The 18,222-nt window shown below is 68.7% G+C and carries 17 protein-coding genes, 1 tRNA gene and 1 pseudogene; 7 read left to right on the top strand and 12 right to left on the bottom strand.

Features of this window, described 5'->3' with window-relative positions; all coding sequences use genetic code 11:
• Positions 1–162: 162 nt before the first annotated feature.
• Positions 163–384, top strand: a pseudogene (locus ACFKCF_RS22555) (transposase family protein); the annotation flags it as partial.
• A gap of 77 nt (positions 385–461) precedes the next feature.
• Here the strand turns inward: ACFKCF_RS22555 and ACFKCF_RS22560 are convergent.
• The 3 genes from ACFKCF_RS22560 to ACFKCF_RS22570 all read right to left on the bottom strand — a co-directional run bounded on the left by ACFKCF_RS22560 (position 462) and on the right by ACFKCF_RS22570 (position 3,488).
• On the bottom strand, positions 462–716 hold the full coding sequence (locus ACFKCF_RS22560; protein ID WP_394496463.1) for a hypothetical protein: 255 nt from the start codon (positions 714–716) through the stop codon (positions 462–464).
• A gap of 294 nt (positions 717–1,010) precedes the next feature.
• The gene (locus ACFKCF_RS22565; RefSeq protein ID WP_394496353.1) at positions 1,011–1,658 is read right to left on the bottom strand and encodes a methyltransferase domain-containing protein; all 648 of its coding nucleotides are present in this window, start codon (positions 1,656–1,658) and stop codon (positions 1,011–1,013) included.
• A gap of 171 nt (positions 1,659–1,829) precedes the next feature.
• Positions 1,830–3,488: a DUF4012 domain-containing protein gene (locus ACFKCF_RS22570; protein WP_394496354.1), complete on the bottom strand. Its 1,659-nt coding sequence runs from the start codon at positions 3,486–3,488 to the stop codon at positions 1,830–1,832.
• Between the two features lie 600 nt (positions 3,489–4,088).
• Between ACFKCF_RS22570 and ACFKCF_RS22575 the strand changes: the two genes are divergently transcribed.
• The 5 genes from ACFKCF_RS22575 to ACFKCF_RS22595 all read left to right on the top strand — a co-directional run bounded on the left by ACFKCF_RS22575 (position 4,089) and on the right by ACFKCF_RS22595 (position 9,751).
• The gene (locus ACFKCF_RS22575) at positions 4,089–4,310 is read left to right on the top strand and encodes a hypothetical protein (protein WP_394496459.1); all 222 of its coding nucleotides are present in this window, start codon (positions 4,089–4,091) and stop codon (positions 4,308–4,310) included.
• A 102-nt stretch (positions 4,311–4,412) separates the two neighbouring features.
• Entirely contained in the window at positions 4,413–5,501 is a 1,089-nt protein-coding gene (locus ACFKCF_RS22580) for an AAA family ATPase (RefSeq protein ID WP_394496355.1), read from the top strand.
• Positions 5,498–6,835: a VWA-like domain-containing protein gene (locus ACFKCF_RS22585; protein ID WP_394496357.1), complete on the top strand. Its 1,338-nt coding sequence runs from the start codon at positions 5,498–5,500 to the stop codon at positions 6,833–6,835. Before ACFKCF_RS22580 ends, ACFKCF_RS22585 begins: the two co-directional genes overlap by 4 nt.
• Positions 6,832–7,581 (top strand): hypothetical protein, encoded by a 750-nt coding sequence (locus tag ACFKCF_RS22590; protein ID WP_394496358.1) that lies wholly within the window; start codon positions 6,832–6,834, stop codon positions 7,579–7,581. The genes ACFKCF_RS22585 and ACFKCF_RS22590 overlap by 4 nt, the downstream gene beginning before the upstream one ends.
• A 619-nt stretch (positions 7,582–8,200) precedes the next feature.
• The gene (locus tag ACFKCF_RS22595) at positions 8,201–9,751 is read left to right on the top strand and encodes a hypothetical protein (protein WP_394496359.1); all 1,551 of its coding nucleotides are present in this window, start codon (positions 8,201–8,203) and stop codon (positions 9,749–9,751) included.
• A 537-nt stretch (positions 9,752–10,288) separates the two neighbouring features.
• On the opposite strand, the gene ACFKCF_RS22600 is transcribed toward ACFKCF_RS22595, so the two are convergent.
• Positions 10,289–11,722, bottom strand: a complete 1,434-nt coding sequence (locus ACFKCF_RS22600; protein WP_394496361.1) for an MFS transporter — start codon at positions 11,720–11,722, stop codon at positions 10,289–10,291.
• Positions 11,723–11,724: 2 nt separating this feature from the next.
• Positions 11,725–12,111: a nuclear transport factor 2 family protein gene (locus ACFKCF_RS22605; protein WP_394496363.1), complete on the bottom strand. Its 387-nt coding sequence runs from the start codon at positions 12,109–12,111 to the stop codon at positions 11,725–11,727.
• 87 nt (positions 12,112–12,198) lie between these two features.
• Between ACFKCF_RS22605 and ACFKCF_RS22610 the strand changes: the two genes are divergently transcribed.
• Complete coding sequence (locus ACFKCF_RS22610) at positions 12,199–12,828, top strand: TetR/AcrR family transcriptional regulator (protein ID WP_394496365.1); 630 nt, start codon at positions 12,199–12,201, stop codon at positions 12,826–12,828.
• Between the two features lie 817 nt (positions 12,829–13,645).
• On the opposite strand, the gene ACFKCF_RS22615 is transcribed toward ACFKCF_RS22610, so the two are convergent.
• From ACFKCF_RS22615 to galU, 7 genes are all read right to left on the bottom strand, one after another.
• Positions 13,646–13,722 (bottom strand) — tRNA-Ala (locus ACFKCF_RS22615).
• 49 nt (positions 13,723–13,771) lie between these two features.
• Positions 13,772–14,359 (bottom strand): hypothetical protein, encoded by a 588-nt coding sequence (locus ACFKCF_RS22620; RefSeq protein ID WP_394496367.1) that lies wholly within the window; start codon positions 14,357–14,359, stop codon positions 13,772–13,774.
• A gap of 124 nt (positions 14,360–14,483) precedes the next feature.
• The gene (locus ACFKCF_RS22625; protein WP_192788162.1) at positions 14,484–15,128 is read right to left on the bottom strand and encodes a GNAT family N-acetyltransferase; all 645 of its coding nucleotides are present in this window, start codon (positions 15,126–15,128) and stop codon (positions 14,484–14,486) included.
• A gap of 54 nt (positions 15,129–15,182) precedes the next feature.
• On the bottom strand, positions 15,183–15,665 hold the full coding sequence (locus tag ACFKCF_RS22630; RefSeq protein WP_394496368.1) for a molybdenum cofactor biosynthesis protein B: 483 nt from the start codon (positions 15,663–15,665) through the stop codon (positions 15,183–15,185).
• Positions 15,662–16,144 (bottom strand): cyclic pyranopterin monophosphate synthase MoaC, encoded by a 483-nt coding sequence (gene moaC / locus ACFKCF_RS22635; RefSeq protein ID WP_394496370.1) that lies wholly within the window; start codon positions 16,142–16,144, stop codon positions 15,662–15,664. The genes ACFKCF_RS22630 and moaC overlap by 4 nt, the downstream gene beginning before the upstream one ends.
• On the bottom strand, positions 16,141–17,328 hold the full coding sequence (gene glp, locus ACFKCF_RS22640) for a gephyrin-like molybdotransferase Glp (RefSeq protein ID WP_394496372.1): 1,188 nt from the start codon (positions 17,326–17,328) through the stop codon (positions 16,141–16,143). The genes moaC and glp overlap by 4 nt, the downstream gene beginning before the upstream one ends.
• Positions 17,315–18,217: a UTP--glucose-1-phosphate uridylyltransferase GalU gene (gene galU / locus ACFKCF_RS22645; protein ID WP_394496373.1), complete on the bottom strand. Its 903-nt coding sequence runs from the start codon at positions 18,215–18,217 to the stop codon at positions 17,315–17,317. Before galU ends, glp begins: the two co-directional genes overlap by 14 nt.
• Positions 18,218–18,222 lie beyond the last annotated feature (5 nt).

An 18,222-nucleotide genomic window follows, 5' to 3' on the forward strand; every position in this document is an offset into this window, starting at 1 on the left:
AGCGTTCTCGGTTGGTGGAACGCACAAGGGCCTGAGACGGGCGGGTGGTTGAGGGAACCCCGGGCTGCAGATGACAAACGCGACCCCTCATGATCGTTGGGTGTCTACGCCAGTCGATCAAGAACAGGGGGCCGCGTTCGCGTGCCATCATCCCCGATCGACGTGCTCGCCCGCCACCTGGAGCACGTCACCGTCGCCAACCCGCCGACCGACCTGCTCGATCTGCCCACCCTGGCCGAGATCCTGGATGGGGTACCCGACCCGCGCAGCCGCCGGGGACGCCGCTACCGGCTCGGCCCGCTGCTGGCGTTATCCCTGCTCGCCGTGCTCGGCGGAGCAACATCCCTGGTGAAGATCACCCGATTCATCGCCGGATACGACCCAGACCTGCGCGCCGGAGCCGGCTTAGTCTCAAGACCGGTGACCGCTGCGGACACAACGGGTGCACCGCAGGTCATCGATCAGACCAGGAGGCCTAGGGTTTCGGGTGTTTCCCAGGCCGTCAGATGCCAATCGGGGTCGGTTTCCTCCTGGGCGAACTGGTTGATCAGCCCGGCGAGGGCTTGCCGGTCCTGCTCGGACAGGTCCTGCAGGAGGGTGATCACCGGCTCCAGCAACTGCATCGAGGCCTCGGCGATGGCGTCGTCTTCGCTGAGATCAAGCCCGATGACGATCTCCATGAGGGCTTTGGCGAGGGTACGTTCGAGCGTGGTCATGATGGGGCTGCTGGCTGGTCGCTGGGGCTCTTCCTCGACGCTGCGACGATCGCCGCGGCTCGTCCCGCGTCAAGATCGTTCGTCCTCGCTTCGCTGCGGGCGCTGCATTTTGACCCGCTCCTCCCAGCGGCGGGCCAGGCGTTGTCGAGGACGAGCCAGGAAAAGGTCAGCCAGCGGCCTTGCCCGCGACGGTGGCGGCGGCCTGAGCGCGGGTCTGGGCCAGCCGGTAGGATTCCGTGCCGGTCTCGATGATGTTCCCTGTCAAGTCAGCGTGTTGAAGATCTTGGCGCCTTCTCAGAGCTCTTGAACGCGTGCGAAGAGGACTGCCCCTGGAGCACTCCCGTCCAGATCGAGCAGCATTTGGGCCTTGACCGTGAACCCGGCATCGCGTAGCCATCCCGCCACTTGAGTGGGCTGGCGCAGGTGAACGTGAACTTTCATGGGATGCCCGCCGTAACCTCGGGTCTTCAGCCGTGACTCGTCACCGACGTGAAACCCGAGCAGTAGTGTCCCGCCGGGTCGTAGCACTCGCTTGAAGTGGTCGAAGGCCGTGCGAACCGCGTCGTGGGGGACATGAATCAGCGACCAGAAACCGAGCAGGCCGGCGACTGAAGCGTCTGGGAGGTGGAGATCGGTCATCGACCCCACCTCGAACCGTAGATGGGGGTGGTCACGTCGGGCCACTTCAATCATCGTGGGAGAAAGGTCGATGCCGAACGCGTCGAGGCCCAACTCCTGCAGGTAAGCCGTGACGTGCCCAGGTCCGCAACCAACGTCAGCTACCGGTCCGTCTCCTGCGGTGCGGACCAACTCGGCGAACAACGCCAGAGTTGCCCGGAGGTAGGGGTGCTCGTCCAGCGCCTCGCGCATCTGGTCGGCGTAGCTGACTGCGACCGTGTCATAGGAGGCCCGGGTGTCCTCCAACCAGTTATCCGTGTTCATGCGCTGACACCCTAGTGGGCGATCAAGGTCTGCAAGGGTGTCCGGTGGCAGAAAGATCTTCTAGTGAGTTCACTGCGAACGGTTTCTCTGGTATGGACGGCGGATAGGCGCAGATCGTTGAGCGGGGTTATGCTCACCGCCCTGAATGAGCGAACCATGGTGCCTGACTCGTCATGAAGGGCAGCCCCGAGGATCCTGGATAATTTCGGTGTGCTGCGGACGAACCAGCGGCTGGACCGGGATCTGCGGCGGCGCAGCGGAATACGGCTCCACCAGTTCGAGCTCCAAGGTCCGCGACTGTCGCGGGGCGAACTCGATCATCTTGGAGTAGATCGGATGGGATCGCTCGTCCTCGCGGACGACCGGCACCCGGTCGCCATCGAGCCACGCGGCGCTCAGCTTCGTGCCGACTGAGGCATACAGCGACACCCATAGGAGGTTGGAGCCGACAGCATGCCGCCGATGCGGCGAGTCAAGCCGACCGCTGACGTACGTAGGCAGGAACTGCTTCGGCACATCGTTGTCGAGCCTGATCCGCACTCTCGTGATGCGGAGACCGTCGTGGCAGGGCCCCAACTCATAGGTGAGAGAGCGCTCCAAGTAGTAGTCGAGCTTGTTGCCCCCCGAGTTGTTGACCACCAGTCCCGCGAACGGCCCGGGTGACTCCGGCAGCACGCCGCCGAGCGGGGTCGCCGACAGGTACCGTTGCTCGGCGTCCCTGCGGCTCCAGATCTGCACGCGCCGCTCCTTGACCAGCCGGGACAGGATGGGCAGCAATTCGGCCGGCTCGGCGGGAGAATTCGTCAGTTTCTCGCTGACGGCCAGCGCAATCCTGATCAAGAATCTCTTCCGCGCCGCGGATTTCTGATAACGCGCGTAGGCCTCCCGCTCAGTGAGGTCTACGACGTTGCCGGCGGTCACCTTCTCGCCGCCAGGAAGAGTGACGGGGCCGATCGCCCGGAGAAGGTACGCCAGACCGACGGGATCGGTGGCGATGGCGCCGTCCAGCCGTTGGCCGGTCTGCCGTTCCCACATTCCGGTCCAGATGGCCGCGGCGTGGGGAAGGTGCGGGGAGAGATTGGAGATGGACAGCATCCTGGCCGCATCCAGCCCGTAACGCGCACGGTAGGCAGGGCCGAGGTCGACGACGGGGGCGGACGGGTCGTCAAAGTCGGCATTGCTGGCCAGCCGTTCGATGGACATCCGGCCGTGCTTCGCTTCGAGAATGCCGAACGCGCCTACGAGGCCGCCGGTTCCGCGTGCTTCGGCATTGGTCTGGAAGGCCAGGTAATAGCGGCGCGGGCCATCGCCGCCCAGCATCGGGTGAAGTACGGTGGCCGCGGTCGCTGCGGCGTCCAGCCAGCCCTGCAGCCTGTCCATCTCCCGCAAGGCCGTGGCGCGCGCCTGATCCACCCGTTCCAGACGGGTGGCCGCGGGGGTGGCGGCAAGGCGGGCCCTCGCTCGGGCAAGGCGGCTACGCGCCTCGTTCAGCCTCGGCGCCATCGTTTCGAGGCTGGGCAGGAGCCGCCGCATGTCGCTCACGGACTGCATATCGACCGCGATCGGGGACGCGCTCTTCTGGATGCCGACCAGCACGTTGGTAAGTTCCGCGGCGGCCTCGGCAAGCCCGCGGGCGACCGTGGCCACGTCTCCGACCATGGGAACGTGCGTGAGCAGGGCCCAGTCAGGCGTGGCAGTAAGCGCTTGCGCTTCCGCCGCGCTCTGCCGAGCCTCGCTCAGCGGCCCCGCCAAGGCCCACGGGTCGCCGGCATTCACGACGTCACGCAGTCGAGACAGCGCGTGCCTGGTCACCTCGAGGTGATCCTGCACGCTGAGACCGCGGTGGGCCCACCAGCCCCCGCCGGACACGATGACGACGGCGAGGGCCAGCAGACACCCTAGCGCGATGCGGGGTGGTTTCTTACTCGGCAACAGCTACCGATCCAGATCGCTTGCTTGAACGTGTGCCCGGTTAGGACTTGACGATATGGACGATGTTGGTCTCGGAGAAGGTCTTTTTGTGACACTTGCTTGCCGGCGGATATTTCTTGTGTGAGTCGCGTATTTTGTGCAAGTCGCACATTTTGTGCGACTTGCATGTCGACTTACAAGAGAGTGCCTCGGCGGCGCCGCCCCCGGCACCGACCGCCAGCGCACCCCCCAATACTGTCGCGATTACGGCGGATATTGCATACTTCCTCATCATTTCCGACCCCCTGCAGGAAGATGCCACCCGGAATGCGGGAGGCCTGTCTACGGAACCTGTTTATATCCAGACGATCAAGCACCACCCCGGCGACACGGCAAGTCTTACCGAACGATCACTGAGCCTTTTTTCGTGCGCCGGCCGGACACGATGTCCACCCGACGTCAATTTAGGTTGACACTCAGCCGATCGTCAACCTAGGATGACGACATGGAGGCCGACCGATCGCAGTGCTCGCCCAGGCAGTGAACGCCGATGACCCGATCAGCTCACTCGCCGCCGTCCCCGAGCTCCGCCGTGAGATGGCGCGTTTGGAGGCGGTGACGGTCCGCCGGGCCCGTACCCAGGGCAACAGCTGGACCGAGATCGCCGCCGCTCTGGGCATCAGCAAGCAGGCGGTGCACAAGAAGTACGGCGGCCGGGGCCTGTTCCGCAGCCAGGAATAGCCCGCACACACACCCGACACACTGGACATCACCGATCACGGCTTGACGTTCCGATACGCGCTTCCCGAAAACGGTCCGGGCGGCCAGCGAGGAGGACGAACAATGGCGTTGCCATCAGTGACACGAGAAGCTCTCGCAGTCGCGGTGACGGCCAATCTGCCGGTCATCCTCTGGGGTGCGCCGGGCACCGGCAAGACGTCCGCGGTGACCGCGCTCGGCGCGGCCGTCGGCCTGCCCGTCGAGGTGGTGGTCGGCTCGATCCGCGAGCCGAGCGACTTCTCCGGGCTGCCGGTGCTGCGTGACGGCAGCACCTGGTTCGCGCCGCCGCGATGGGCCGAGCGGCTCGCCGCCGAGGGCGCCGGCCTGCTGTTCCTCGACGAGCTGACCACCGCGCCGCCGGCCGTGCAGTCCGCCATGCTGCGGGTGGTGCTGGAGCGCACGGTCGGCGACCTGGTGCTGCCGGACGAGGTGCGGATCGTGGCCGCGGCCAACCCGCCGGACCAGGCCGCCGACGGCTGGGACCTGTCCGCGCCGCTGGCCAACCGGCTCATCCACCTGAACTGGACCGTCTCGGCTGACGACATCGCCGAGGGTTTCGCCGGCGGCTTCCCCGTGCCGGAGTTCGACGTGAAGGACACAGCCGGGCCCACCGAGGTGGCCGGCGCGCGGGCGCTGGTCGGGGCGTTCCTGCGGGTACGGCCGGAACTCGTGCTGGCGGTGCCAGACAGCCCCGACCGGGCGGGCCGCGGCTGGCCCAGCCCGCGAAGCTGGGAGATGGCCGCCCGCGCGGTCGCCGCGTTCGACCACATGGGCTCCGGCGAGCCGGTCCTGGCCGAGTTGGTGGTCGGCGCGGTAGGCGAGGCGGCCGGGTTCGAACTGCTCTCCTGGCGCCGCAACCTTGACCTGCCCGATCCGGAGACCCTGCTGAACGACCCCCAGGCCCGCCTGCCCGAACGCCTCGACCGGCTGCACGCCCTGCTCGGCGCGGTGGTGGCCTACGTGCACTCGGATGGCACGGCCGGCACCTGGGAGCGGGCGTGGGCGGTGGTGGCCCGGGTCGCGCGCACCGCGCCGGACGTGGCGGCGACCGCGGCCCGGTCGCTGGCCCGCTCCCGGCCCGAGGGCGCGACCCTGCCCAAGACGATGCTCGAACTCGCGCCGGTGCTGCGCTCGGCGGGGCTCATGCGATGAGCGCCGACGGCCCCCTCGCTCCCGCCTACGAGGAGGCGGTGGGCGCCCGGATCGCCGCCGCACGGCTGTGGGCGGCGCACCAGGCGCCGTACCTCGCGTCGGCCGTCTTCGCCCTCAATCCGGTAATCCTGGAACCGGCCCTGGACGAGGACACCGGCGCGCCCGTCGCCGACCAGGAGTTCCGCGCCTTTCCCGCCGACACCCGGTGGAACCTGTACGTGGAACCGGGCACCGCGCTGGCCACCCCGGTCGAGGAGGTCGGCTGGTGGATGCTGCACCAGGTGGGCCATCTGGTGCGTGGCCACGCGGCCCGCTCGCCAGTGCAGCCGGAGCCGGGCCAGGAGGTGAGCCACGCCGCGGGCGCGGTCCGCGACGAGGAGGCCCACCGCTGGAACCAGGCCGCCGACGCCGAGATCAACGACGACCTGGAGGCCGAGGACCTGCGCGCCCCGGCGGGCGTGGTGTCGCCCGCCGAGCTGGGCCTTCCGGTCAACCGCACCGCCGAGGAATACGTGCCGATGCTCGACGTGCTGGCCCGGGCCATGGGCCGCGGCGGGCGGGCGCTGGCAGAGGCGATCGACTGCGGCAGCGCGGTGGACGGCCGGGAGCGCACTTACGAGGACAGCGGCTCCGGCGAAGGGCTCACCCAGCTCGACAGGGAACTGCTCGAACGCTCCATCGCGGCGGGCATCCAGGACCGGATCAGCGCGCGCAGCGAGGTGCCGTCGGGATGGCGCCGCTGGGCCGAGGAGCGCCTGCGCCCCTCGGTGAACTGGCGGGCCCGCCTGGGCGCGACGATCCGGCGCGGGGTGAGCACGGTGGCCGGGCAGGTCGACTTCAGCTATCGCCGCCCGTCGCGCCGCGCCGGCGCCTACACCGACATCGTGCCGCCGTCGATGGTGCGCGCGGTCCCGGACACCGTGCTGGTGATCGACACCTCCGGCAGCGTCACCAACGACGTGCTGAACCGGCTGCTCGCCGAGGTGACCGGGATCATCGAGGGCGTGACCGGGCCGAACCGGCGGCTGCGGGCGTTCTGCTGCGACGTCCACCCCCACCCCGTCCAGGTGGTGCGCCGGGCGAGCGACATCGAACTGGCCGGTGGCGGCGGCACCGACATGCGGGCCGGCATCGCCGCGGCGATGGCGCTGCGGCCCCGTCCCGACCTGGTCATCGTGCTGACCGACGGCGAGACGCCGTGGCCCGAGCAGCGCCCTGCGGCGCATGTGGTGATCTGCCTGATCGGCGACGGCGGGCACGCGCCCGACTGGGCGTCCGTGGCCCGCCTCCCGGCGGACGCGCCGCGGCGGTTGCCGGCGAAAGGAGCGTCATGACGACGGAGTACGCCGAAGAGCCGAGCCCCGAGCCGCTGCACGAGTGGCGGGAACGCGGTTTCACCATCGCCGACGCCCGGCAGTGGATCGAGGACGGCTTCTCGATCAACGACGCCGAGCGGTGGCGCAAGGCCGGCGTCTACACCGCCGCCGACGCGCGGCCGTGGCGCACCGCCGGAGCCACCCCGTACACCGTGGATCTGTGGCTGCGGGCCGGCATGACGCCGCGGGACGCGGTGCGGTGGCGGGAACTGGGCTATCCGCCCGAGGAGGCGGCGGACCGGCACCTCGCCGGGGAACGCCCGCACCCGCGCGGTTGGCTGTGGCGGCTGCTGCACCGGGGCGAGAAGCCGGGCGACGCGTTCGCCGACGAGGAGCGCTCCGGCAGCATGCGGGAGCTGCTGCGGGCGGGCATCCCGGCGGGCCAGGCACGCGCCTACGTGGAGGCGGGCTGGACGGGCGCCGACGCGGTGGAGTGGGCGAAACGCGGCATCGAGGCGGGACAGGCACGGGTCTTCGGAGCGCTCGGTCTGTCCGCCCGCGAGGCCGAACGGGTGCTCGCCTCGGGGCAGGACGCTACTTCCCTGATGGCCGAGTTCTGGCGCGCCGGGGTGCCGATCGACGAGGTGGCGGCCTGGCGCGCGGCGGGTTTCACCGCCGAGGAGGCGGCCCGGATGCGGGCCGAGGGCACCGACGTCGAGCAGGCCAAGGTGCTGCGGGCATTGGCCGACGGCGACGAGCCCTGATCGAGAGGGACCAGAAGGGGGCAGACCAAGTACCTGCCAACAATGCAGCCCTTCCGCTCACATCAGTTGCCGACCACGATCGTGCTGGGCCGCCTCGGGGTTGCGTCCGTCCAGCCGGATGCGGTCACATCGGTCCACGAGGTCGGCCTTTCCGTACGGCCGGAGCATCGTTCTTGCACGGCCAGCAGCCGACCTGAGGACTCCTCGATGATGACCTACCTTGTCCCGTCGAGTTCGGGCGCTGGCCGAACGTTGTACGGGCATCCGGCTGACACCTGAGCACGTACGCGGCCCGCCGCCATATGCAGCTTCCGTCGCGCACCTGTATGAGGTCCGGGACGGGCAGCCTCCCGCGCTGGCCTGCTGATAGCACCTATCTGCGGCTCCAGGGTGCCAGTAGCGCCGAAGCCGGACGAAGCAAAGCTCCCCGAAGGACGCGCCTGGCGACCTCGCCGCAGAGGCTGGCCGAGCTGGCCACTTTGCACGCTGAGGTTTGCGCATCTGTCTTCACCGGCGACACACCACCATCTACAGTTACTATCTGCAAGGTCTCTGCAACTGTTTGCACTCGCAGAGTTTGCGGGCCGGGTGAGTGTGGTCGCCGTGATCGAAGGCGGGCATGGCATCGTTGTTGGAGCGTTTGACGGCAGATGAAGCTGCGGCCCGGCAACAGTTGGCTGATCTGCGTGAGCAGGTGGCAGCGCTGGAGGAGCGGCTGAGCGAGCTGTCCATCGCACGCAAGGTAATCGAGCCGCTGCTCGTCGAAGAGTCCGCTGCGCAAGACGCGAACGAGTCCCGTGCCGATCAGAACCGGCGCCCGGATCCGCCGCAGTCGGCTGCGCACCGTGGCCGAGCATCGTCGGATCGGCGCGACCTGGCCGGGACTGACGAGCAGGTGGTAGCAGCGATGACCAGCGCGGGCCGGCCGATGCGCGCCAAGGAGGTGGCCCAGGCGCTGGGGGAACCACAGGCGCGAGGTCGGGTGGAGGCCACGCGAGCCCGGCTCAAGAAGCTGGTGACGGCCGGCTGGTTGACCCAGGCAGAGCCGGGACTGTTCGCGATCGCCGCAGGCTGGCACTACTCCGGCGGAGACGGCCCGCCCACCTTCGGCTACAGCGCCACCCTGGCCACCGCGGCCCGCACCCGCGCCACTCGAGGTCACTTCCCGCAGTTGGCGCTCGGCCTGGTCATCGACACCCCACACAAGCGCATCGGCGCGAACGCGATCACCACCCTGCAGGGCTTCCTCCCGCTTGGTCTGCCGGTCGGCATCCTCGCCGTTGACCGCGCCTACACTGACCAGGCCGCCGATCACTTCGCCCGGCCCGCCCGCGCCCTGGGCTTCAAGCTGGCGCTCGACTACAAGCAGGATCAGCGCGGCGTCCAAGGCAGCGTCCACGGCGCCCTGCTCATCGACGGCAACCTGGCCTGTCCTCTGATGCCCGAGCGGCTGGCCCAGGCCACCACCGATCTGGACGACCAGACCATCCGCACCCCGCCCGAGCAGCTCACCCAGCTGATCGCCGCCCGCGAGCCCTACTGGCTCAAGCTCAAACAAGGCGCCGACGCCCACGGGCGGATCCGGCTGCAATGCCCGGCCGCCGGCACCTCCCCCTCGGTGACCTGTCCCCGCTTCAACCGTCTTCACCGCGCCCCGGCGGCGCCACCCACCGCGGTGGATCTGACCAACAGCCGCCAGCGCGCCGCCCATGGCGCTGCCAAGCCGACCGTCATCCTGCCCGCAGGCGAACCCCTCCGGCCTCCTCGCAGCAAGGGCGACCCAGCGCACATCTGCGCGCAAACCACCATCACCCTGCACCCCGACGACCTCGGCGCAAAAGACAAGTTTCGGCAGGACCCGCACTACTTGACCCCGGCCTGGCAGGACACCTACAAGCCCATCCGAGCCAACACCGAGTGCATCAACGGCCGCCTCAAGGGGCACCACATCGACCTCGGCGACCCCAAGAATCGGCTCGCCCACGGCCGCGTCGCCCAGATCCTGCTCGCCGCACTCATGGTCGCCACCGCTAACGAACTCATCCTGCTCGCCTGGCGGCAAGCCCACGACCACCACGAGCCTCCGCCCGAGGACACCTACGCATTCGATGCACAAGAACCGGATCGGGAACCGCCGGCAGCATCCGGCAGACCGCCACCAGGCGCCTGATCCGCTTGGCCGACAACCGGACAGCACTACTCCGACCGACCGGTCCCGCACGCCCGGCCGCCAGCCCTCCACGCGCTCCCAGCGGCTCAACACCACCAGCGCCCTTCGCCACGAACGCCAAACGAGCCAGATCCAGCCCGCCCAACGATCCGAAGACCTCGGAAAACACGAAATCCCGTCCGATTCAGATGATCGGACGGGATCCCGTCAACCTCAGTCCAGCCGTTTCAAGAACGGCCCTAGGTGGGGTGTTCACGAGTACGGCTGAACAGCGGTGATGGGCCTTGCTCGGTGATCGCTTCCCAGGATCGGGTTGATCGTTTCCCAGGTGTGGCGGTGTGGTCCACGGGTGGAGGGATCGGACGACGACGTCGTGGATGAAGGTGTCGCCGGTTACCGGTTCTCCAAGAGCAGCGGCAGGTTGTCCGGGGCCGATCCGGGTGTATTCGGGGTGCTTGGACCACTCCAGGCAGGGGCTAGCCAGGTCGCCGTCGACGAGGCACCACACGCCCACAACCCACCGTCTTCCGCGACATTTCAGAGCTGAGGTCTGCGCGGACCGGTGACGAAGAAGACCACGAGTGCGGCCAGGCACAGGAACCCGGCCGTGCCGAGGCTGGCCACGTTGAAGCCGTGGACGGCGGTCTCGGCCGGCGTGTGGCCGAAGTGACGGGCCGCAGCCGACCCGGCGATCGTGCTGAGCAGCGCAGTGCCTAAGGACGCGCCGATCTGCTGTGAGGTCATGACCATGGCTCCCGCCACGGCGCTGTCGGCACCGGCGCCGAGGGTGGCTGTGCTGTTGGCGGTGACGAGTACCCATCCCGTACCCAGCCCCACCAGCAGGAACACCGGCAGTACGTGGAGCCAGTAACCGCTGTCGGCCCGCAGGAAGCCGAGCAGGGCGAGCCCGGCCGCGATCGTCAGGAGTCCGGGACACAGCAGCGCCCGCACCGGGACGCGGGCTATCAGCGGGCTCACCGCCCGAACTCCGATCATGAGACCGGCGGTCAGCGGCAGGAATCCCAGGCCTGCCTGGATCGGAGAATAGCCGAGCACGTTCTGCAGGTAGAAGGTGAGGAAGAACAGCGCGGCGAACATGCCCACCGCCAGGCCGAACACCGCCAGGTACGAGCCGCCGCGAGGACGGTCCAGGACGACCCGCAGCGGGAGCAGCGGCCCCTTGACCCGGGCCTGGACCCAGACGAACGCGATCAGCGCCAAAGCTCCGGCAGCGAGCGGGCCCAAGGTGGTCGGCGCGTTCCAACCGTCGGGCTCGGCTTGGGCGAACCCGAAGACCAGGGCCATCAGGCCGGCGGTGGCCAGGACCGCACCGGTGACGTCGATACGGGCGCCTGCCGCACGTGGGGACGGGCGCACGGCGTACAACACCCCCGCCACGGCCAGGGCCGCGATGGGCAGGTTCACGTACATGCACCAGCGCCAGTCGAGGTAGTCGGTGAGCACTCCGCCCAGCAGCACGCCCAGGCCGGAGGAACTGCCCATCACGGTGCCGTAGATGCCGAACGCCTTACCGCGCTCGGTGGGTGAGGGGAAGGCGGTGGCCAGGGTGGCCAGCACGGCCGGGGTGAGCAGCGCGCCGGAGACGCCTTGCAGGGCCCGGCCGGTGAGCAGCATCGCTGGGTCGGTTGCGGCGCCGGCGAGCGCGGAGGCCGCGGCGAAGCCGATCAGCCCGGCCAGCAGGATCCGCCTGCGGCCGATCAACTGCGACAGCCGCCCCCCGAGCAGCAGCAAGCCGCCGTAGCAGAGCGCGAAGAGCGTGATCACCCACTGGCGGGCCGGGTCGGACAGGTCGAGTGAGCGCTGCACGGAAGGCAGCGCGATGTTCACGATCGTCATATCGATGCCGACCATCAGCTGGACCGTGGCGACCGTGGCCAGCGCCCACCAGCGCCGGGGGTCGGGCAGAGCCGCGTCGGCGGGATGCCGCCTGGTGCCGATCGTGGTGGTCACGGCTAGAACATCCCGTTCTGGTTCTCGGCGGTCTCGGGGACCGGCTGCATGACGTCCCAGTGCTCGACGATCTTGCCGTTCTCGTCCAGCCGGAAAATATCGACGATGGCCGTGCCGAGTTGCCCTGGCACGCGTATGCCGTGCACGTGTGCGATGACGAAGTCGCCATCGGCGAAGATCTTTTTGACCTCGGCTCGCAGCGCGGGAAAGTCCGCCCGCAACCGGCCGATGAAGGCTTCGAAGCCCTCGATGCCGTCCGCGATGCGGGGATTGTGCTGGACGTACCGGTCGCCGATGAGCTTCGACGCGGCCTCGAAGTCCTTTTGGTTCAGACCCACCTCGTAGAAGGCCAGAACGGTCTGCTTGTTGCTTTCAAGCCCCGACTTCATGATCTCCCCAGCTAAGTTAACGGATGTAGCCCTACAATCGTAGGGCTACGACTGTAGGGCAACGGTCGGCGCAATACAATACGGGCCATGGATGCCATCTCTTCGGCCTCGCCCGCGCCCGCGCGGGGCCGCAACAGGCGAGGCCAGGGGGAACGACTGCGCCGCGACATCATCGATGCCACGCTGCTGATGCTCGATGAATTGGGCGACGATGAGGCACTGTCCCTGCGCGCCGTCGCGCGCGAGGTGGGCATCGCGGCGACCTCGGTTTACATCCACTTCGCCGACCGCGACGCCCTGGTCTTCGCCGCCCTGGAGCAGTGCACCCACGGCCTCATGTCCGACCTGGATCAGGCGGAGTCCGTCCACGGCGACCCGGTGGCCCGGCTACGAGCGCGCCTGCTGTACCTCGGCACGTGGGTCCGCGATCACGCGGGCCTGTACAAAGTGCTGCACGAGAGCACGCTCAACCAGCGGATGCGCCTGGTGTTCAAGGAGGAGCTGGCGGTGCGCACCACGGCTGCCGTCCAGCGGTGCATGGACGCGGGGCTCGCGCCCCCTGACGACGCCGCCACCCTCGCGCTCGACCTGCGCGCAGCCGTACACGGCGCCGTGTCGATCCGGGTGAACGAACCGGGCCTGGCGTGGCCGCCTCTGGAAGAGCAGATCGATCGGTTCCTCATCAAGCTCATCGGCGTGAGCCTGACGAATAAGTGAAGGCACCGGCGCCGCTATCGGCCAGCGTCCGGATGTGACCTGGTTGCGAAACGACCCCCGCCGTCGAACACTTCGCCGACCCCGCCCGCACCCTGGGCTTCAAGCTGGCACTCGACTACAAGCAGGACCAACGCGGCATCCAAGGCAGCGTCCACGGCGCACTGCTCATCGACGGCAACCTGGCCTGCCTCGCGCATCTGCCGGCAGACCACCATCGCCCTGCGCCCTGACGATCTCGGTGCCAAGGACAAGTTCCGCCAGGATACGCGCGATCTGACCCCCGCCTGGCAGGACACCTACAAGCCCGTCCGAGCCAACACCGAGGGCGTCAACGGCCGCCTCAAGGGGCACCACATCGACCTCGGCGACCCCAAGAATCGCCTCGCCCACGGCCGCGTCGCCCAGACCCTGCTCGCCGCACTCATGGTCGCCACCGCTAACGAACTCATCCTGCTCGCCTGGCGGCAAGCCCACGACCACCACGAGCCTCCGCCCGAGGACACCTACGCATTCGATGCACAAGAACCGGATCGAGAACCGCCGGCAACATCCGGCAGACCGCCACCAGGCGCCTGATCCACTTGGCCGACAACCGGACAGCACTACTCCGACCGACCGGTCCCGCACGCCCGGCCGCCAGCCCTCCACGCGCTCCCAGCGGCTCAACACCACCAGCGCCCTTCGCCACGAACGCCAAACGAGCCAGAGCCAGCCCGCCCAACGATCCGAAGACCTCGGAAAACACGAAATCCCGTCCGATTCAGATGATCGGACGGGATCCCGTCAACTTCAGTCCAGCCGTTTCAAGAACAGCCCCTGGTGGAGATGAGGGGATTCGAACCCCTGACCCCTTCGATGCGAACGAAGTGCGCTACCGGACTGCGCTACATCCCCAAGGACTCGACCAGATTAGCAAACTCTCAGGGGTCCTCGCGCCACCGTTTCAGTCACCCACCGCCCTCTTGGGCGGTTCGGCGTACTGATCGAAGAGGACGTCCGCCTGTAGCGCCGTGAGATCGATGACCTCAGCCTGGGCGGCCGCCTCCGCGGCCCGCCGCCGCTCGCGTGCTCGCCGCAGGCGCTCAGCGCGCGCCTGGCGGGCCCGTTCGCGGCGTTCCCTATCGACCTGTACGGCGATGCGGAGAAAGGCCATGTACGCGAACATGATGACGACCGAGGGGGCCACGCCCCACCACGGGATCATCTGGACCGCGGCCGTCACGACAGAGGCCAGCACCAGCAGGGTAGTGAAGAACAGCAGCCGCCGCCGGCGGGCCACGATGATGGCGCGGCGCCGGAGCCGGAACTGGCGCACATCTACCTTCTCGACCTCGGCAGGAGCCGACCCGTCGTCCTCGTCCGCGTCCGATGGGTCCAGGTTGTCGAGATCGGGAAGCTGGTGTTCACCGGTGTAGTGCTCTTCGAGCTCTGCCAGTTCGGCCAGGTTTGTCTTGTCCTTGCGCAGCCACATCGGGATCAGGACGCAAAGCCACATTACGACGATGACCAGATAGAGGAAGGCGCTGCTCATGGGCACCTCCGGGCAGCACAAAGACGCGAGTGTGCTTGTCGCGCCTTCAATGTGCTCACGTCACGCACCGTAAGACCGCGTGTCACTAATTGACGAGCATTCGGTGCGGTGTGTCGCGAGATCGTCAAACCTCTTCGACGGAAGGCCCCCCGTGAGCAGCTGACTCACGCGCGCGACGCCACTGCACGAGCAGACCGCCAGGAATGTCCTCAGCGGTCAGCGCGTAGCAAATGTGGTCGCGCCAGGCTCCGTCGATGTGGAGTTGGCGCCGCCGAATGCCTTCTTCCCGGAATCCGAGCTTCTCAACCACCCGGCGGCTGGCCTGATTCTCGGGGCGGATGTTCGCTTCCAGCCGATGCAGCCCCGTGGTGAAGAAGCAGTGGTCAACGGCCATGGCGAGGGCGGTGGGGGTGATCCCCTTCCCGGCGAGCGCGCCGTCGATCCAGTAGCCGACCTGGGCGGAACGGGCCGCCCCCCACACGATCGCGCCCACGGTCAGCTGCCCCGCGAAGCGCCCTCCGTACGTGATCACCCACGGCATCGCCAAGCCCTGCCGGGCCTCGCGGCGCAGGGTGCCGACCATGGAGACGTACGGGCCGAGCCCGGTCCTGAACAGCGGTGTCTCGGGGTTGCTGGGCTCCCAGGGACGTAGCCAGTCGGCGTTTCGTAGCCGGGTCTCGCGCCACACGCGCACGTCGCTCAGCCGCAGCGGCCGGAGGCCTACCGGACCTTCGTTCAGGGTCACCGGCCAGCCACGAAGTCGATCCACACTCTCATCATCCCCCCATCGGGCACGATGTCGCCACGCATCAGGGAATCGCGATCAGCGCGGGTGATCGCCGCCCCGGATCTGATCGACCGCGTGCGGGAGAATCGGCGCAAGTACGGCGACGCCATCGCGTACGCCACCCGACGATCCGGGCAAATTAACGATCAAGGTGTCGCCCGCCTGGCCGGCCAGCCCTCGGGACAGAATCGAGGTCGGGACCTTTTCCCGATTCGCCAGCCGAATGGCCTCGGCTATGCCAGGAATTTCCCGAGAAATTACTCGGGCCGTCATCTCCGGGGTCAGATCCATGGGCGTCAGCCCGGTGCCCCCGGTGGTCACGATGACGTCGTAGCCCTGCGCCACCCCGTCACGGAGCGCAGCCTCCACGGGCTCTCCGTCGGGCACCACCAAGGGACCCTCCACGGCCTCGCAGCCCGCATCGCGCCGCAGCAGGTCCACGAGCAGCGGCCCGGATTTATCCGCATAAACCCCGGCCGACGCCCGGTTCGACACGGTGATCACGAGTGCGCGGATCATTCCGGCTCCCTGGTCCAGCGGCCGGTCTTGCCGCCCAGCTTCTCCTCCACCCGCACATCGGTGATCACCGCCGCCGGATCGACCGCCTTGACCATGTCGATCAGCGCCAGCGCGGCCACGGACACCGCCGTCAGCGCCTCCATCTCCACGCCGGTGCGGTCGGCCGTCTTCACCCGGCAGGTGATCGCCACACCCCAGTCCTCGACGTCCAGCGTGACCTTCACGCCGTGCAACGCGATCGGATGGCAGAGCGGGATCAGGTCGGGCGTCCGCTTCGCCCCCATGATCCCCGCGATCCGCGCCACGCCCAGCGCGTCGCCCTTGGGCACCTCGCCGGACCTCAGCAGCTCCACGACCTCACCCGACAGCAGCACCCGCCCGGTCGCCGTGGCGGTGCGAGCCGTCACGTCCTTGGCGGAGACGTCCACCATGCGAGCGGCACCGGTCCCATCCACATGGGTCAGCCCCGAGTCACTCACAGCCGGATCACCTCGACAGTCGCCCCCTCGGGCATCTCGGTCACGTCCTCCGCCACCACGATCAGCGCGTTCGCCGAGGCCAGGGCGGCGAGCTGATGGGAGCCCTGCCCGTGCACCGGCGATACCGTGCCGTCCGAAGCCAGCACGCCGCGCAGGAACGAGCGCCGCCCGGCAGGCGAGCGCACCGGCCCGGTCAGGCGGGCGGTCACCGATTGCGGCAGGTCCGCGGGGAGCCCGCGCATCTTGTCGAGCGCCGGACGTACGAACAGCATGAAAGACACGAAGGACGACACCGGATTGCCGGGCAGCGCGAAGATCGGCACCTGGTCCTCCCCCAGCACGCCGAACCCCTGCGGCATCCCCGGCTGCATCGCCACCTTCTCGAACCGGACCGTCCCCAGCGGCGACAGAGCCTCCTTGACCGGCTCGTACGCCCCCATGGACACCCCACCGCTGGTGATGACCGCATCGGCCCGCATCAGGTGGGTGTCGAGCCGATCGAGGAGTACGCCCGGATCGTCCCCGACAGACCCCGCCCGGAACCCCTCACCTCCGGCCTCCCGTACGGCGGCGGTCAGGGTGAAGCTGTTGGAGTCCCAGATCTGCCCGGGAGCCAGCGGACCACCCGGCTCGACCAGTTCCGCGCCCGTCGAGATGACGACGACCCTGGGCCGGGGACGCGCCCAGATCCGCCGCCGCCCCACCCCGGCGATGATCCCGAGCTGGGCGGGCCCGATCACCGTGCCCGGCTTGAGCACGACCTCGCCGGCCTGCACGTCCTCCCCCGCCCGCCGGATCGCGTTGCCGGCGCTCACGGGGCGGGAGATCTGTACGGTGACCGTCCCCCCGTCCGTCCACTCCACCGGCACCACGGCGTCGGCCCCGGCCGGCATGGGAGCGCCGGTCATGATCCGTACGGCGTGCCCGGGCCCCACGGCCCGCAGCTCCTGGGACCCGGCCGCCACATCGTCCGTCACCGGCAACGTAACCGGAACATCCGAAATATCGGCAGCCCGTACGGCATAGCCATCCATGGCCGAGTTGTCGAACGGCGGCAGCGGCACCGGCGAGACCACCTCCTCGGCCAGCGTCGCCCCCAGCGCCTGCTCCAACTCCAGCTCCAGCGGCGCCAGCGGACGAACAGTGGCCAGGATCTCAGCCAGATGCTCGTCAACCGATTTCATCGAGGAACTCCCGCAGCCACGGCACGAAATCGGGCGCCAGGTCCTCCCGGCCCGCCGCGAACTTCACCACCGTCCGCAAATAGTCCAGCTTGTCACCGGTGTCGTACCTGCGCCCTCTGAACAGCACCCCGTGCACGGGCCCGCCGTCCCCGGACCCGCGTCCGGCGAGCGTGCGCAGCGCGTCGGTGAGCTGGATCTCGCCCCCGCGCCCCGGCGGCGTGTTCTCCAGCACCTCGAACACCGCCGGGTCGATCACGTAACGCCCGATGATCGCCCAGTTGGACGGCGCCTCGTCGGCCGGCGGCTTCTCCACCAGGTCGGTCACGCGTACGACGTCGGCGTCGGCGGTGGCCTCGATGGTCGCGACGCCGTACAGGGAGACCTGCTCCTTGGGCACCTCCATCAGCGCGATCACGCTCCCCCCGAACGTGTCGCGCACCTCGATCATGCGCTTGAGCAGCGGATCGCGATAGTCGATCAGGTCGTCACCGAGCAGGCAGGCGAAGGGGTGGCCGCCGACGTGCTGCTTGGCGCAGAGCACCGCGTGGCCGAGCCCCTTGGGCTCGCCCTGGCGTACGTAGTGGAGCGTCGCCAGCGAGGCCGGCTCGCGTACCTGGGACAGCCGGTGCTCGTCGCCCTTGGCCTCGAGGGCCTCCTCCAGCTCGAACGCGCGGTCGAAGTGGTCCTCGATGGAGCGTTTATTCTTGCCGGTGACCATGAGCACGTCGAGGAGCCCAGCGGAGGCTGCCTCCTCGACGACATACTGGATCGCGGGCTTGTCGACGATGGGCAACATCTCCTTCGGTGTCGCCTTGGTCGCCGGAAGGAACCGGGTGCCCAGACCCGCGGCGGGCACGACGGCTTTCGTCACAGGGTCGAAGTCAGCCATGAGTA

Origin of the sequence: Nonomuraea sp. JJY05, from assembly GCF_043496855.1 — a bacterium.
Lineage (GTDB): Bacteria > Actinomycetota > Actinomycetes > Streptosporangiales > Streptosporangiaceae > Nonomuraea.